This is a genomic window from Arenibacter palladensis, assembly GCF_900129275.1.
Classification (GTDB): domain Bacteria; phylum Bacteroidota; class Bacteroidia; order Flavobacteriales; family Flavobacteriaceae; genus Arenibacter; species Arenibacter palladensis.
Genome location: NZ_FQUX01000002.1, coordinates 373,020 through 389,421 on the forward strand (window position 1 = coordinate 373,020; position 16,402 = coordinate 389,421).

The following is a 16,402-nucleotide window of genomic DNA, read 5'->3' on the forward strand; positions in this document are numbered from 1 at the left end:
AAAAACACTTTATCACAATCAACTTGTTGTAATTTCCTTGACCGGCGATGGTTTGGATACATCTGTACCTTTTTTGGTATAAACCCTAACGTAATACTTGGTTTTGGTTGTCAAACCGCTTACGGCTGCGGATAATTCACTTACCTCCTTCTTATTAAAACCGGCAACGGTAGAGCTAAAATCCGATTTGGTGGAAACTTCTACCAGGTACTTATCTGCTCCGGTTATTGCACTCCACTCAATTTTGAATGATGTATTCTGAATATCAGTTGCATCCTTTAGCACTGGTCCTGCTATTAGTTTAGTGGTCGTAGCATCTTTAGCTGCAGATGCTTTTGACACGTCACCACCATCTTTTGCGTAGACCCTGAAATAATATTTGGTTTCCCCTTCTAATCCACTGATTGTGGTACTGTTGGTGGTAACCGATTTTTTATTGTAACCCGTAACCGAAGTACTAAAATCAGCTTTGGTGGAAACTTCAATGAGGTAACTATCCGCCAAATCCACTTTCGACCAGGATGCTTTAAACGAAGTAGCCATAAGTTCACTGGCATTGCTTAGGGTAGGGGCCGCTACTTTTGAATCCGAATCATTGTCGTCATCCTTACTACATGACGTTGTCAAAACTGGGGCTAAAGCCATACTAATAAAAAAGTAATACAATGGAAATTTAATCTTGTTTTTCATGTAATTTTTGTTTTTTAATGTTAATAACCCCATTACGTTAAAGCTTTACTAAACGCTACATGCTTTTAATTTTTTTTTTAAAATAATCCAAACGAGAATGAAAAATCGATCCTAAATATGGCCAAGTTCAATAAAAGACATTGGACAAGGTGGCTCATAAACTTTGTTTTTCCGACGAACAATATATCATACTAAATGTTAAGAGAGATGCTATTTCAACGCACTATTTAACATGGATGACAAATGCAATAACTTGGATTAACTGAGGATACAAAAAAAGCCCCTATCAAGAATAATAGAGACTTTTGATAAATAAAAACAACAACTAATTCAAATTCTAGTGATTTTCCAACCTATGTCTTATTTCGTGTACTCATTCACATTATTCCAGTGGACTTAAAGACAATTTATTCCAATGATAATGAATACCAGTTCTTAACTAAACCCATCCAACATAGTTCAATCAATAAAATATATTTAAAGGCTCTAGAAAACTATGCTGCCAGAATTATCTGCATGTATCCAAATGTCCGACTCACAGCTATATTTCCATATCATTTTATTTATAAGTACTGATTTTCCAGAATACAATCATGGATTCAGGGAAACTTTTAAGGCTATACCGCCCATCGGAACTTTGGTATTATCAGTGGATATAGAATTTAACGGTAACTTATAAAAGGGTTGTATTTCATATTTTACCCGATCCGATAAAGGAGCCTTATAACCAATGGATAAATTAATTGTACCAAAGGGGTGTAACCGACTTCCTTTATAGTCTGATTCTTTTTTTGAAGATATCTCTTCCTTAACCCTGTAACTCTGCATAGTCCCATTAACATCGTGATATACCTCTACCTCACGGAAGGTCGTTTTTGTTGCTACCGCATTTTCATTAAACGTTAAATAGGACGACATCCCTGCTTGAATAAAAATAAAGTTTCTTTTACTAGGGATCTTGTACATAATATTAATAGGTATATCCAAATTCTTAAGACTGGTTTCTTCCTTATTGTATTTATCCTCTTCCATTGAGGCTTCAGATGTTGCAAGAATTGATTCTTCATTCTTAAGTCGCAAATTATTAAATATGACGCCAGTGTTAAATGCAAATGCCGAGGATTTTATCGGCACATTCAAAACAACCCCGGCCCCAAAGTTGGTGGAAGTCAGGGTCTGGCTATTGGCATTATTTGAACCATAACTTGGCGACACCTGGAATCCAATTTCAACATCCCCTTGGACAGTACTTGTAACTTTGTAGTCGACATCCTTTTTGAGAGTTGCAAACTGCTCTGTATTCCAATCATAATTGTCAAAGGGTAAATTGAACAAATCAATGTCTCCAACTTGAATAGGCAAAGCGTTCTCAAATATCATTACAGACTTTGTTACGGCAACTATTGTTCTCACTTTTCCTTTAGAATCGACATATCTACCATTCATATGGGCCAATGTATCTTCAGCATCTAGATGCATTTGCTTAGAATCACTAACTTTAGTTACATTAATATTATCCATCTCGGTGCTCTCTTTCAGGAGATTTATACCAGTTCCAACACTATCCTCGCCTGATGTAGATTCCAATATTCTGGAATGGGGTAGGGGGAAGTCCTTTATAGTTACGGGATATTGAAAATCTACAGGATGATGTGGGTTTTTTATTAATATCCAGCCAATTGAAATCAGTAACAACATAGAAGAGGCGACTCCCGTCATACACCAATAATGAATACGGTTCTTTCTTTTCTTCTTGCGGGTTAAAAAACGCTCCCATGCGCCATCCTCATAGACTTCTACATGGTGAAGTATTGCGTCTCTTAATTTATTTGCCAATTCTTCGTCAAATTGTTCTTTCATCCTTACTATTTAAAATGTCTGGTTACCAAGCCCCTCAATCTCTCCTTAGCTCTTGCGAGATAAGTCCTAGATGAACTTTCGCCTATGCCCATTAACTCAGAAATCTCCTTATGGTCATATCCTTCGATTTCATAGAGATTAAAAACTGTCCTTAACATTTCAGGAAGTTCTCCCAATAATTGATAAATATCATCAATGTCCAAGTTGTCCAATAATTCCACCGCCGGCAAATCCCTGGAACAATCGGATACGTCCAAATGATATAGATGTTTTTTGTTTCTTCTAAATTCATCTATGGCACAATTAATGGCTATTTTTCTTATCCAACCTTTAAAGGATTGTTTGTGATCAAAGGATTCGATCGAATCAAAAATCTTAATAAAGGTATCATCAACCACTTCTCTTGCTATATCCTTATTTGTACAATATGCCATTCCTATTGCCATGACATAACCGTAATATTTCTTATACAGACGTTCCTGATCTTTTCCTATTTTCGAAATACAACCAGAAATTAATTTCGTCTCTTCATCCTTAGTGTCCTTGCCCAACCTTATTCACAATTATACCAGTTAAGGGAATTAAAAAGAATTTCCTGAAACCGGTAGCCACATTGATTGTTCTTTTTCTCCGCAATTTTATTTTGTGAATGAACAGGTTCCCATATTTTAAAAAAACCGTTCACACTTTATACTTAGAATTATTTAAAATGATGGTTATGGCTTTATAATAATATATATTTAGGGACATTATTGAACTTTGGTCCATCCAAAAATGGATACTTAAAATAAATGGGTTCCGGTTCAAATCAAATGACCCTTTAAAGCAACGGCTGTTATTTTTTATATTTTGATTCAAGCGGTGCAAGAACTATTCTTATACCAATAAAAATTTATTAATATTAATCTTGATCGAAATTTAAAATCAATATGTCTTCCCTATTCCAAAAGGACAGAATTACCTTTAACGGCCCAGCATCAATAGTGCTTTAAACAAAATGGCCCATTCCTTCGCATAGTTATTAGATTGAATTTAAATACCTTAACGCCAATTACCCGAATGATCTACGGACCATGGCATTAACCTAAATTATTCCCTATACGAAAGGTTGCGGTAAAACGCTACATGTACATAGAAAAAAAATATCCGGACTTCAAAAATGGCTTAATACTTTGTTTCAGAAATAGGCCCAAAGGACTCATAGGCCCACATAACATTGATCCAGTTGACAATTGAAATTATTTCCATTTTAAGTTTTAGGGGAGGATGGAAATTCTATGTGATGGGGCCATTATACCATTAACCGCGCTACGAACGATTTTCAGCCATGGAACTATTGTCTATTCATGCAATCCTATTCTGTATTATAATGTCAAGGTTGATTCAATACCTAGGTGTTCGTTGGGATTATTTTTTATTAACCGAAAATTAGTTTAACATCGTCGCTACCCATAATCTCATTAAAGATTAATTATTCTTCGTAGAAGACGTCAATCATTAGATTTGGTTGCTTCAGCCGAATTAAAATTAACAAACCAAAGTATTTTGATCATTTATGAGACCTATTTTGAACTTGCAACAGCCTTATGGAAATACTTGCCGGCCAGCCGCCATCTGGGGTGTCTCGGTTTGGGAAGGACAAGTTCATTAAATCCCAAATACCTATATTTTCAAGGTATAAACAGATGCCAGCCAATACTCGGCTTATGGAATTAAATTAGGTAAAAAACAAGTTGTGTTGATTAAAACTGTAATAATCTGAACCCAAGCCTATTTAATAGTTAATAATTCAGATGATAAAATAAATGGGGCAATCTTCTATCCAAACAGAAAAGAGGCTAGATTTGGATTTATGAAAAGTGTCAGAAATACCTTGTTTTCAAATAGCGAAACTTTCGGAGGACTTGTGGAAAATTCTTTGCCCGATATGCCAGAAATACCCATATGCTCCTTTTCAGGTAAACCTGCTGATTATTATATTGGTTTATCCGGTCCAGGTCATCATGATGAAATTAGATTATTGGGGCCAATATGCTCGAAGTTTGTTGAAACGGCCATTGTCAATGTATTGGGGCAGGGAGTGGACAACATACAATGGCCGGTTATTTTGGATTTGAAAAAGAATATATACTATCATTCCCATGATGCCCATTTAAAAGGGCATTCCGCAATCATGGGTTGGAAGAATCGGATAATTTCCAAAGCAAAGGAATAATCGTTGTAGGAAATAAATAGCTTTTTTACCAAGTCTTAAAACTTCATCATTCAATATCTCTCTAATATTCGGATTTCTTTATAATAAGTATATTGCCATTGGTCTAGTTAATTAATTCAAAGTAAATGAAAAGAAAACTTGAAACCATAGGACTTACAATGGGGTGGTTTGCAATTATTGGTCAATTTATCCTATTGATTATGAATAGGCAAGCAGGGTTATTTGAAACCATTATTCGTTTTTTTAGTTTTTTCACCATTTTGACCAATATATTGGTCGCACTATACTTTACAATGTCATATTTAGATTCCAAGAAGAATCCTTTAAACCTAATTCTGTCCAATGGAGCCATTACTGCCTTAACTACATTTATATTAATTGTAGGCTTGGTATATCAGGTTAGTTTAAGACACATATGGAACCCTACCGGCTTACAATTTGTGGTGGATGAATTACTACATACGGTTATCCCGATCTACATGTTAATATATTGGTTCATCTATTCGAAAACAACTGAATTGAAGACCAAATCAGTTCTAAACTGGTTACTATATCCATTGATCTATGTTGTGTTCATAGTTTCAAGAGGATATATTTCAAATTATTATCCCTATCCATTTCTAAATATACCTGAAATAGGCCTCGAACGTTCCCTGTTTAATATTGGCATAATTTTGGGTGTATCCATCCTGATGATGACATTGCTCATAATCACTGGAAAATTTCGTAAAAACTTGATCTAAGAATAATTATATGAAAAAGAATTACATTTTAGTTTCAACCCTTTTGTTTATGGTGGTTATCGTTTCATGTACCGCAACTAAGAATGGGAGTAATAATAACCTTTACAATTCCATATGGGAATTGGAGTATATATCAGGAACGCGGATTGCTTTTGATGGCCTATATCCGGACAAGAAGCCGGTAATTTCATTTAACCAAACCACAGGGAAGATTACGGGCAATAACAGCTGTAACGGTTATTCCGCCGATTTTAAAATTGATGGTAATAGTATCACCATAGGCGAACCTGGTCCTTCCACAATGATGTATTGTGGTGATGGCGAACCACAGTTTTTGAATATGATGAAAAAAATAAATGCCTTTAGCCTTGACAAGGAGGGTAGGCTAAATTTAATGATTGGAGAAATACCCATGATGAGATTCAAAAAAATAAAAGAATAGACCATTGCGTTCAAATCTTCTGGGTTATTTACTGCTTTCAATACCTAAAGCTCTTGGTAATTTTTATTCTTATAAGCAGATTTTTATTTTTCCAACTTTCCATACTGAAAAATATGAGTAATATTGTAAATGTTCGATTTTCGTTTAAAGGTTTTTCATACGGTTGCTAGAAGGCTAAATTTTACCAAAGCCGCAGAGGAATTATTAATATCCCAACCTGCTGTGACCAAACATATAAAAGAGTTGGAAAGTCAATTTAACCTGGCACTTTTTGATCGAAGGGGAAACAAGGTAATACTATCCAGGGCAGGAGAAGTTCTTCTAAAACATACAGAAAACATTCAAGAAATCTATAGGCAAATCGAGTTTGATCTAAACCAGTTCAACGAGGCGTTCAAAGGGGTTTTACATGTGGGTTCCAGTACATCCATTACGCAGTACATATTACCTCCATTATTGGCCCGGTTCCATGCTATGCACCAAGATGTGAAGGTAGAGCTGTTCAGTGGCAATTCGGAACAAATTGAGATGGCCCTTCTAAATAAGAGCATTGAACTAGGCGTAGTTGAGGGCAAATCCAAAAGGCGTGAAATTCACTATTCCCCTTTCTTAAAAGATGAGATCGTACTGGTTTGCGGGAGTAAAAATCCTATGTCAACCAAAGAAGAGATAAGACCCGAAAACCTGAAGAACATTCCTTTGCTATTACGGGAGCCCGGATCGGGGACCTTGGAAGTCATTGCCGATGCTTTAAAGCAAAAAGGAATCCGACTTGGAGACCTAAAAATAGAAATGCAATTGGGCAGCACGGAAGCCATAAAATCCTACCTACAACACTCTGATTGTATGGCATTCGTTTCCTTACATGCCATATTTAAAGAACTTAAAAGCGGCGTCTTAAAGATAATAGAGATTAAAAAACTGCCGATCCACAGGCAATTTTATTTTATAACGCCCCAAGGTCCTGAAGGAGGGTTGTCCTTATTACTAATGAATTTTTTAAGGAGAAACCATAATTTTTAGTTGTCATTGGTTATTGAATTGAGAATCGATAGAAGCATCTATTCACTAATATTACATTAAACTCTATTATAACTTCCACTCATCAAGGTCGACAATCGTCATAACCTTAGGTTATCATAAATTAATATTTGCAATTGGCTATTGGGAATAAACCCTCGTAAATTTGAATCTGAAAGGCTTCATTAATTTTGAAGTTGCCTAATAGTATAATTTAAAAATTTAAGATATGAGTTTGAGAATTGGAGACGATGCGCCAAACTTTAAGGCGCGGACGACGGAAGGTGAAATAGATTTTCACCAATGGCTGGGCAATAGTTGGGGAATTTTATATTCACACCCTGCAGACTATACCCCTGTGTGTACAACAGAACTTGGCAGGACCGCCCAGTTAAAGGAAGATTTTGCAAAAAGAAAGACTAAGGTACTCGCTGTTAGTGTTGACGACTTGGATTCACATTATGGCTGGGTAAAGGACATCAATGAAACCCAAAACTGCAATGTGGATTTCCCTATTATAGCGGATAATGACAAAAATGTGGCAACCCTTTATAATATGATACATCCCAACGCATCTACTTCTGCCACAGTTAGATCTGTTTATTTTATCAGTCCCGACAAAAAGGTACAGGCCATTATTACGTATCCCGCTTCTACGGGAAGAAACTTTTCCGAAATTCTCCGCGTTGTCGACTCACTAAAACTTACAGCGGAACATAATGTGGCCACTCCAGTGGATTGGGAAGATGGCCAGGATGTAATTATTCCACCAGGAGTGAGGCAGGAAGATGTAGAAGCCAAATATCCTAAAGGCCATCGAGTTATAAAGCCATACTTGCGGTATACGCCCCAGCCCAATAAATAATTACTTATTATCTGAAAACATGGAACTAAAAAGAGGATTGGACAGAGGACCGTTCAACGATGAGCAAGTGGACAAACTCAATATAGCTTTGTCCGGACTTGACTCCGGTCAGCTTCAATGGCTAAGTGGTTATTTCGAAGGGCTCATTCATACGTCTTTGAACAACCCCGCTACTGGAAATCTACCATTGGATTCGGGCCACAATACTAAAAATGAGCTTAAACACGAAAAAGTGCATATTCTTTTCGGGAGCCATACAGGTAATTCTGAAAGTTTGGCCAAAGACCTACATTCCAAGGTAAAGGATTTGGAAATTGATGCAGTAATTTCCGACATGGCCTCATTTAAAACCAGGGAACTCAAGGGCATCAAAAAATTGGCCATAATCGTAAGCACCCATGGATTGGGAGAACCCCCGGTACAAGCTGAAGATTTCTATCGATACCTGCACAGCAATAAGGCACCAAACCTGGCGCATTTACAATTCTCGGTTTTAAGCCTAGGCGATAGTAGTTATATTGACTTTTGCCAGACTGGCAAAGATTTTGATACCGTACTTGAAAAACTTGGAGCTCAAAGAATTGTTCCGCGTGAGGACTGCGATGTAGATTACGCAGAACAGGCAGAGGCTTGGCAAAGCAAGTTTCTTAGTGCCGTAGTGCAGACAAATGGCCAAACTTCCCCGGTCAAAGCAGAGAACATTCCCGATAATCCGGCTAATAAGTCCCTATATTCCAGAAATAATCTTTTTGAAGCCACCATTCTCGAGAAAATCAATCTAAACGGACAGGGATCTTCCAAAGAGACCGTTCACCTTGAATTGGATCTGGAAGGATCTGGAATAAAATATGAGCCTGGGGATGCCTTAGGGGTGTACGGTTCCAATTCCCATGAACTGGTAGAGTCAGTTTTGCATACCACAAAGTTAGCGGGTGAAAAGGAGGTAGAAACCTATGAAGGTACCAAAACGCTACATGATGCACTTACATATAACTATGAACTTACTCCACTTTCAAGGAACACGCTTTCCGGATATGCAGAACTAACAGGCAATAAGGGGTTAAAGAAAATCCTTGAGGATAAAATTGCACTTCAGGAGTATCTTTCCGGACGTGATTTTTTAGATCTGATAAACGAGGTGCCGTACGAGTTGACCTCTGACGAACTGATTTCCATTTTGCGCAAAAATACCCCACGGATGTATTCCATAGCCTCGGCTCAAGATGTAGTTGATGAAGAAGTACATCTGTTGGTGTCGGTTGTCCGATATAGTGCATTAGGCAGAAACAAGGAAGGGCATTGTTCATCTACCCTGGCAGACAGGCTTGATATTGGCGATAAAGTAAAGGTCTTTGTTGATCGGAATACACGCTTTAAGCTTCCCAAAAATCCTGAAGTGCCTATTATTATGGTTGGTCCAGGAACTGGAGTGGCGCCATTTAGGGCATTTATGCAACAACGGGAAGTATTGGACAAAAAGGGACCTTCCTGGCTTTTCTTTGGCGATCGGAATTTCACTACAGATTTCCTTTATCAGACAGAATGGCAACAATATTTGAAGGAGGGGGTTCTGACCAAAGCAGATGTTGCCTTTTCAAGAGATCAGGATCAAAAGCACTATGTACAACATAGAATGTTGGAAAACGGTAAGGAGTTATATGAATGGTTGGAGAAAGGAGCGCATTTTTATGTGTGCGGTGACGCTAAAAAAATGGCCAAAGATGTTGATGTTGCCTTAAAGCAGATTATACAACAACAGGGGGGGATAACTATTGAAAAGGCAGAAGAGTATGTAAAAAATCTTCAAATTGCGAACCGTTACCAAGCAGATATCTATTAAGGCCGATTCAGGTGAGCTAAAATACCAAGGAAATATTTTTATGGGAAAACAATTGGATTACAAGGAATTATCGGAAGATGAACATATCAAGGACAAGAGCGATTTCCTCAGAGGGAGTATAAAGGACAGCCTAAAAAACCCTTTGACCGGAGCTTTATTTCCCGACGATGTCAAGCTTATAAAATACCACGGTTCTTATCAGCAGTACGACAGGGATTTGGAGAGTGAACGAAGGCAGAAGAAATTGGAGCCATTGTACCAGTTTATGGTTCGAGTTAGAGCTGCTGGTGGTGTTACTTCTCCTAAGCAATGGTTGGCCCTAGATGAACTTTCTGAGCAATATGGAAATGGCACCCTTAAATTGACCACTAGACAATCTTTCCAATTTCATGGCATATTAAAAAGGAATTTAAAACCTACGATTCAAAAGGTTAACGAAGTTTTGTTAAGTACGCTTGCGACCTGCGGGGATGTGAATAGGAACGTAATGTGCAATCCAAACCCTTACCAATCCCATATACACGAAGAGGTATACCAATTTGCAAAAGAAATAAGCGATTATTTTCTTCCAAAGACAACTGCCTATCATGAAATTTGGTTGGACCAGGAAAAAGTAGCGGGAACCCCAGATTTTGAACCATTGTATCATCAACACTACCTTCCAAGAAAATTCAAAATAGCATTGGCAATTCCACCAAACAATGCCATCGATGTTTTTGCGAATGACCTTGGACTTATTGCTATTGAGGAAAACAATAACATAGCAGGATATAATATATGTGTTGGTGGTGGATTGGGAAGTACCTTTGGTAATGACGCCACTTATCCGCGATTAGCCGACGTTATTGGTTTCGCGCCGAAGGAAAAAGTGATTGATGTAGCCGAAACAGTAATAGCCATCCAAAGGGATTACGGCAACCGATCTGACCGTAAGTTATCGAGATTAAAACATACCATAGACGACAGGGGGTTGGAATGGTTTGTAGCGGAACTTCAAAACCGATTGGGATGGAATCTGGCCAAACCAAAATCCTATCGATTCAAATCAAACGGAGATGAATATGGATGGCTAAAAGGCTCCAACAATAAATGGTTTTACACCTTATTTGTGGAACATGGTAGAGTTAGGGATGAAAATGATTATCAGCTAAAAACGGCTTTAAGGGAAATTGCCAAAATTCATACAGGAGATTTTCGATTGACAGGTAACCAAAATCTCATTATTGGAAATATAGAGGAAGGTAAAAAGCAGGGCATTGATGCTATTTTGGAATTGTATGGTGTTGGTAACCATCCTAAACTAACGGGCCTACGCAAGAGTTCCATGGCCTGTGTCGCATTGAACACATGTGGATTGGCTTTTGCCGAAGCAGAGCGTTACCTTCCTTCCTTAATAGATAAGCTGGAGGTAATTATGAAAAATAATGGCCTGGAGAAAGATGAAATTAATATTCGGATGACAGGTTGTCCAAATAACTGTGCACGATCATCACTAGGGGAAATAGGTTTTGTGGGTAGGGCCATTGGTAGATATAACATGTACTTGGGTGCAAGCCATAACGGTGACCGATTAAATACCTTATATAAGGAAATGTTATCCGAGGAAAACATTTTAGAGGAATTAGAGCCAATTATTAAAGCCTATGCCCAGGATAGGTTAGGGGAGGAGCATTTTGGAGATTTCGTAATCAGAAAGAATATTGTTGAACCAACAGATCGGCCAATACGGGTTATGAACTAGAGCATTGCTTATATGAAACCAACTCTAAAAAACACTAAGGATGAATTTCATGGTACCTATAATCTTCTCCCATAGTAATAGCTTTAATGTCGATGGATTATTAGTTATTCGGACAACTCCATAAGGATAAAAAACTTGGGAATTTGGATATTCCTTTTTAGAATCAACAATTTTAGTTTCAAATTTTAATCAAACAGGAATATAAATACTAAAAGTGGTCTCTTTGTTCAGCTCACTGTTAGCATATTCGTCAATGAATTCTTGAAGAGCATACAATCGTCCTCATCATCATCTGCCAGTCGGATATCAATTTTAGTTGATAGCATCTATGTAAACTAGAACAAAAATTACGAACTACGAAAACGGAAAACGTTAACTTGAAACTAAGGTAATGGTCCATAAAGAAGGAGATCATATTTATAGAAATTATTAATGATTTAATTCTATAAAGGTCCTCGTATAAGTGTCATTAATAATTATACCCAAAAAATAAACACAACTCAAAGGCCCTCTCTAGGTCAAAGCTGTGCCGACTAGAAAAGCTAAAAGCTGTTCAGTTTTTGGATAGTTTATAGGTACGCAAAACATAATCGAACTGATGCTGCTTTTTCATGTCCAGTAAACCCGGAACTTTTTGGCATACATTTTTGACGATATAAAATGTTTACCACAAAAACGGCCTGAAGAAAATAATACAATGGTTGATTACTAATAACTTAAAGTTTATCTGTTCTCTTTTTCACAACAAAAACTATGGCCATCTTGGAATTAGTTTTTTTTTTGCTCCCAATTATTATTCAGTCCCAAGAAAAATTATCATAAAATTATAAAATTGAAGGTGCCTACAATATGTCGAACTTAGGATCGTTAACAATATTTAACAAGAAAAAAGCTACAATAATATTATAACTAGCTACTTAACTTCTAAATACCCCTTATGAAACAAATTACTACAATTTTACTACTTTTTCTAAGTAATTCTTTGGCTGCACAGAATGCCCCAATCATTACATCTACAGCCAAAACAGAGGCTACAGAAGACCAAGCTTACAACTACACCTTAAATGCATCTGATGCAGATAATGATGTGGTGACCATGTCGGTAAAAGATGGAACCACTCTACCCGATTGGTTAACTTTTGAATCGGGGAGTATAACCACAAAAGATTTTGGCGGATCGATAACCGGTCCCGGAGGAGTTGCTATAGACGCTCAAGGTAATGTCTATGTAGCGCAGCTATCCGGAACAACAATTTTTAAAATCACACCCGATGGTACCATGACTTCTTTTGCGACTGTGACTGCAAGCTCCAAGTATGCAATGTTGGTAATAGGAGATGATTTATACATCGCTTATTATAACATGAATAAAATAACAAAACTTGACTTAACCAATCCAGGAGCTGGGGAAGTCGATTGGATCAACCCGATTACAGACCCCTTGGCTATGGTAGAGAAGGATGGTTATATATATGTAGCGCAGTATAGTGTCAATAAAATTAGTAAAATTGACTTGTCAAATGATAATGTCACGGACTATGTTACCGGTACACCATATCCATTTGGATTGGGATTCAATTCAAGTGGCGCGTTGTTCATAGCCAGCTATAACAACAAATATTTGTCAAAATTTGAAAATAATGTTCTAACAGCAAATATTAAGAGTTTCAGTGCCAGCCTCTCAGATGTAAAGCTGGATTCAAAAGGTAACATTTATGTAAGTAGTTTTGGTGCAGGAGTTAAAAAACTATCTGCTGATTTATCTACTACCACGGATATTTCAACCACAGGTAGGGTCTGGGGAATGACTATGAATGATAGTGGTACCCTGATATGGGGCATAAACGACTTCAACAAGGTGGTTAGTCTTGAAACAGGAGCTGTGTTAAACGGCACTCCCACCAACGAGGACGTGGGGGATCATCAGATATGTCTGTCCGCTACCGATGGCACAGATACCGTGGATCAGTGTTTTACCATCACAGTCGCCAATGTAAACGATGCACCCACTATTACTGGAGTTCCTGCTTCGGAGATCAATATTGGTGAGGAATATAGCTTTACCCCAATAGGCGATGATGTAGATGTAGGCGATGTCCTAACTTTTAGTATTTTAAACAAGCCTAGTTGGTCCAGTTTTAGTCCCACAACTGGGAAGTTATCCGGTACTCCTGAATTTAGTGATCTTGGACATTACAACGGAATTGTACTTAGCGTCACGGATGCCTCCAATGTAACTGTTTCTTTAAGCACTTTCAATATTGAGGTTGTGGATAATGTAGCGCCAGAACCACCAATTGTCAACTCGCAATCCAAGCAGAATACACTTTATCCGACACTAAGTGGTACAGCTGAGGCCAATAGTACGGTATCAATAAGTTTTAATGATGGTTCCCATGCCATACAATATTCCGTTGCCGTTAATGATCAAGGTGAATGGAGCTTAGATACCACTATTGCAGATGAGAACGCAGTGGTTCCCACCCTGACCGATGGTGATTATAACATTAACCTAACTGCAACCGATGGCTCTGGAAACACTTCTGAGGCGACAATCCACGAGTTAATGTTGGATACAACGGCGCCTGAATTACCAGTTGTTCTAGATCCGACCACCTCCGTATTGCACGTAGCCAATACTTATGAAATTAGTGGTAGCCATAATGAGGATGGGATTACCATCTATTTATATACGGACTTGAATAATGATGGCCTTGCAGACAATAGCACTGTGTTGGCCAGTGCGAACGTGGGAGAGAATACTACTTCGGCCTGGTCTTTAACAATATCCCTATCGGATAATGCCCCTAACAACTTTGTGGTCATTGCCGAAGACGAACTAGGGAATAGGTCACAAGAAGCGGATGTGCCCACCATAAGTATGGACACGGATGCAGATGGAGTGAGGAATGATTTGGATGCCTGTGCCAATACACCCTCAGGAGAAATTGTGGATAGCAATGGTTGTTCAAATAGTCAAAAAGATAGTGATAACGACGGGGTTATGGATGATGTTGACACCTGTGCCAATACTCCAAATGGAGAAACAGCAGATACCAACGGATGTTCAGATTCTCAAAAGGATAGTGACAATGATGGTATTTCTGATGCCATTGATATCTGTGACAATACTCCTTCGGGTGAAATTGCAGATAGCACAGGCTGTTCTGCTTCCCAAAAAGATGAAGATGGTGATGGAGTCAATAATGAGATAGACGAATGTCCCACTACTCCAGCTGGAGAGTCTGCGGATGCCAATGGTTGTTCGGATTCCCAAAAGGACAGTGATTTTGATGGAGTGAACGATGCGGAAGATCAATGCCCCGAATCCCCTGAAGATGAGGCTGTAGATGCCCATGGGTGTAGTGACAGTCAAAAAGACGATGATAACGATGGTGTAAGCAACAATCTGGACAAATGTCCAAATACCCCTGCAGATGAGGTAGCGGATGCCGATGGTTGTTCAGATTCCCAAAAGGATGCAGATGGTGATGGAGTTCAGGATTCCCTGGATAACTGTCCTATGGTTTCCAACCCGGGCCAGGAAGATCGGGACGGTGATGGCCATGGTGATGTTTGCGATACGTTGGAGCTGAACGCTTCCCAAGCCTTTACCCCTAACGGTGACGGAATCAACGATACCTGGGTGATTTCCAATATAGAGAACTATCCCAATTCACTGGTGAGGGTATTCAACACATGGGGGAAAGAGGTCTTCTCGGCACGGAATTACCAGAATAATTGGGATGGCCGTTACAAAGACCTGGGAGCCAAACTTCCTGATGCCGGATCCTATTATTTCCAGATCGATTATGAGGGAGATGGAAAAGTAGACCAGGACGGATGGCTTTATATCACTTCACGATAACCAAACTATAATTTACAGAAAAAAAGAAATCAATAAAATGCAGATATTAAATAAGATTATTTTAGGCGCACTTTTGATAGTGGGCGGAAGTTTGTTTGCCCAACAGGAAGGGGTGATCACTAATTTTATGTACCATATGAACAGTTATAACCCGGCCTTTGTAGGCGTGGACGGGGAAACAATGGTGACTGCCAGTTTCAGACAACAATGGACAGGCGTACGGGATGCCCCCAGTGCAGAGGCGGTATCCTTTGGGACCAACCTGAGCAAAAATTTGGGGATCGGGATATCCATTTACAACAGCAATACCTTTGTAGAGAGTCAGACTTTTACGGGCATCGATTTTTCCTATAGACTACAGTTATCCCAAGGAACGGAACTATACCTTGGATTAAAGGCAGGCGGCAACACCTACAGTGTTAACACCTCGGGTCTGGAGACCTATAACATAAATTCAGACCCCAGTATTTCCACTATATCCCGCTTTAATCCCAATGTTGGGGTAGGGGCATTGTTGAAAAACGGTAAGTGGTATGCTTCCTTGGCAGTGCCCAGGTTATTGTCCACTGACCGAGCGGATAACGACAACGGAGTGGCTACGGCAGCTTTGGCCAAGCCACATGTCTATGCCACTGCGGGATATGAGCTAATATTAAATCCAGCCACCAACCTAATGCTGAGACCGTCGACCATGGGGCGTTATGTAAGCGGGGCTCCAATTTCTGTGGATTTCAACGCTATGCTTTCCTTTGATAACATTTTGGAATTCGGAGGTAGTTATAGGACAGATGGGGCATTTGCCGGACTAGTGAATATCAGCATCAAAAAAAGACTCCTCTTGGGATATGCCTATGAGGTAAGTACCCGAAGCGAATTGGCCAGTGCAAAAAACACCAATGAATTCTTGCTGCGGTTCCTGTTCTAGCCGTTAACATAATAATGTAAAAAGGGTTATTGCAGATGCAATAACCCTTTTTATTTTAAATGGCAATGTAACGGAGATGGATCCCAATACATTTTAAACATGTGGTATTCAATTCTTCAAGCCAGCCCATCTTGAACCAATACCGTTTTCCCTTGCAACCAAAAATATGTACAGTGGCGTTTCCCAAAGACCG

The 16,402-nt window shown here is 38.7% G+C and carries 12 protein-coding genes; 9 read left to right on the top strand and 3 right to left on the bottom strand.

Annotated elements, in window-relative coordinates:
* Positions 1–18: 18 nt before the first annotated feature.
* The 3 genes from BUA60_RS07575 to BUA60_RS07585 all read right to left on the bottom strand — a co-directional run bounded on the left by BUA60_RS07575 (position 19) and on the right by BUA60_RS07585 (position 3,101).
* On the bottom strand, positions 19–690 hold the full coding sequence (locus BUA60_RS07575) for a fibronectin type III domain-containing protein (RefSeq protein ID WP_178346981.1): 672 nt from the start codon (positions 688–690) through the stop codon (positions 19–21).
* A 591-nt stretch (positions 691–1,281) separates the two neighbouring features.
* Complete coding sequence (locus BUA60_RS07580; protein WP_072861157.1) at positions 1,282–2,550, bottom strand: outer membrane beta-barrel protein; 1,269 nt, start codon at positions 2,548–2,550, stop codon at positions 1,282–1,284.
* Between the two features lie 5 nt (positions 2,551–2,555).
* Positions 2,556–3,101 carry an RNA polymerase sigma factor gene (locus BUA60_RS07585; protein WP_084532530.1) on the bottom strand — a complete coding sequence of 182 codons (546 nt, stop codon included), beginning with the start codon at positions 3,099–3,101 and terminating at the stop codon, positions 2,556–2,558.
* A 1,301-nt stretch (positions 3,102–4,402) separates the two neighbouring features.
* Here BUA60_RS07585 and BUA60_RS07590 point away from each other — a divergent pair.
* From BUA60_RS07590 to BUA60_RS07630, 9 genes are all read left to right on the top strand, one after another.
* On the top strand, positions 4,403–4,765 hold the full coding sequence (locus BUA60_RS07590; protein ID WP_072861158.1) for a hypothetical protein: 363 nt from the start codon (positions 4,403–4,405) through the stop codon (positions 4,763–4,765).
* Between the two features lie 125 nt (positions 4,766–4,890).
* The gene (locus tag BUA60_RS07595; RefSeq protein ID WP_072861159.1) at positions 4,891–5,508 is read left to right on the top strand and encodes a Pr6Pr family membrane protein; all 618 of its coding nucleotides are present in this window, start codon (positions 4,891–4,893) and stop codon (positions 5,506–5,508) included.
* Positions 5,509–5,518: 10 nt separating this feature from the next.
* Complete coding sequence (locus BUA60_RS07600; RefSeq protein ID WP_072861160.1) at positions 5,519–5,950, top strand: META domain-containing protein; 432 nt, start codon at positions 5,519–5,521, stop codon at positions 5,948–5,950.
* A gap of 129 nt (positions 5,951–6,079) precedes the next feature.
* Entirely contained in the window at positions 6,080–6,973 is an 894-nt protein-coding gene (locus tag BUA60_RS07605) for a LysR family transcriptional regulator (protein ID WP_072861161.1), read from the top strand.
* A 226-nt stretch (positions 6,974–7,199) separates the two neighbouring features.
* A complete protein-coding gene (locus tag BUA60_RS07610) occupies positions 7,200–7,835 on the top strand; it encodes a peroxiredoxin (RefSeq protein WP_072861162.1) in 636 nt (211 codons plus the stop codon).
* Between the two features lie 19 nt (positions 7,836–7,854).
* Entirely contained in the window at positions 7,855–9,675 is a 1,821-nt protein-coding gene (locus BUA60_RS07615; protein WP_072861163.1) for an assimilatory sulfite reductase (NADPH) flavoprotein subunit, read from the top strand.
* A complete protein-coding gene (gene cysI / locus BUA60_RS07620; RefSeq protein WP_317043185.1) occupies positions 9,644–11,416 on the top strand; it encodes an assimilatory sulfite reductase (NADPH) hemoprotein subunit in 1,773 nt (590 codons plus the stop codon). Before BUA60_RS07615 ends, cysI begins: the two co-directional genes overlap by 32 nt.
* 937 nt (positions 11,417–12,353) lie before the next feature.
* Positions 12,354–15,284 (top strand): T9SS type B sorting domain-containing protein, encoded by a 2,931-nt coding sequence (locus BUA60_RS07625; protein WP_072861164.1) that lies wholly within the window; start codon positions 12,354–12,356, stop codon positions 15,282–15,284.
* 37 nt (positions 15,285–15,321) lie between these two features.
* Positions 15,322–16,209, top strand: a complete 888-nt coding sequence (locus tag BUA60_RS07630) for a PorP/SprF family type IX secretion system membrane protein (protein ID WP_072861165.1) — start codon at positions 15,322–15,324, stop codon at positions 16,207–16,209.
* The last annotated feature ends 193 nt before the right edge of the window (positions 16,210–16,402 follow it).

What these genes read in the sequence shown, in the direction of transcription:
- BUA60_RS07580 (WP_072861157.1), bottom strand. Translation starts at nt 2,550, where the DNA reads ATGAAAGAACAATTTGACGAAGAATTGGCAAATAAATTAAGAGACGCA.
- BUA60_RS07590 (WP_072861158.1), top strand. Translation starts at nt 4,403, where the DNA reads ATGAAAAGTGTCAGAAATACCTTGTTTTCAAATAGCGAAACTTTCGGA.
- BUA60_RS07605 (WP_072861161.1), top strand. Translation starts at nt 6,080, where the DNA reads ATGTTCGATTTTCGTTTAAAGGTTTTTCATACGGTTGCTAGAAGGCTA.
- BUA60_RS07600 (WP_072861160.1), top strand. Translation starts at nt 5,519, where the DNA reads ATGAAAAAGAATTACATTTTAGTTTCAACCCTTTTGTTTATGGTGGTT.
- BUA60_RS07610 (WP_072861162.1), top strand. Translation starts at nt 7,200, where the DNA reads ATGAGTTTGAGAATTGGAGACGATGCGCCAAACTTTAAGGCGCGGACG.
- BUA60_RS07595 (WP_072861159.1), top strand. Translation starts at nt 4,891, where the DNA reads ATGAAAAGAAAACTTGAAACCATAGGACTTACAATGGGGTGGTTTGCA.
- BUA60_RS07630 (WP_072861165.1), top strand. Translation starts at nt 15,322, where the DNA reads ATGCAGATATTAAATAAGATTATTTTAGGCGCACTTTTGATAGTGGGC.
- BUA60_RS07625 (WP_072861164.1), top strand. Translation starts at nt 12,354, where the DNA reads ATGAAACAAATTACTACAATTTTACTACTTTTTCTAAGTAATTCTTTG.
- BUA60_RS07575 (WP_178346981.1), bottom strand. Translation starts at nt 690, where the DNA reads ATGAAAAACAAGATTAAATTTCCATTGTATTACTTTTTTATTAGTATG.
- BUA60_RS07615 (WP_072861163.1), top strand. Translation starts at nt 7,855, where the DNA reads ATGGAACTAAAAAGAGGATTGGACAGAGGACCGTTCAACGATGAGCAA.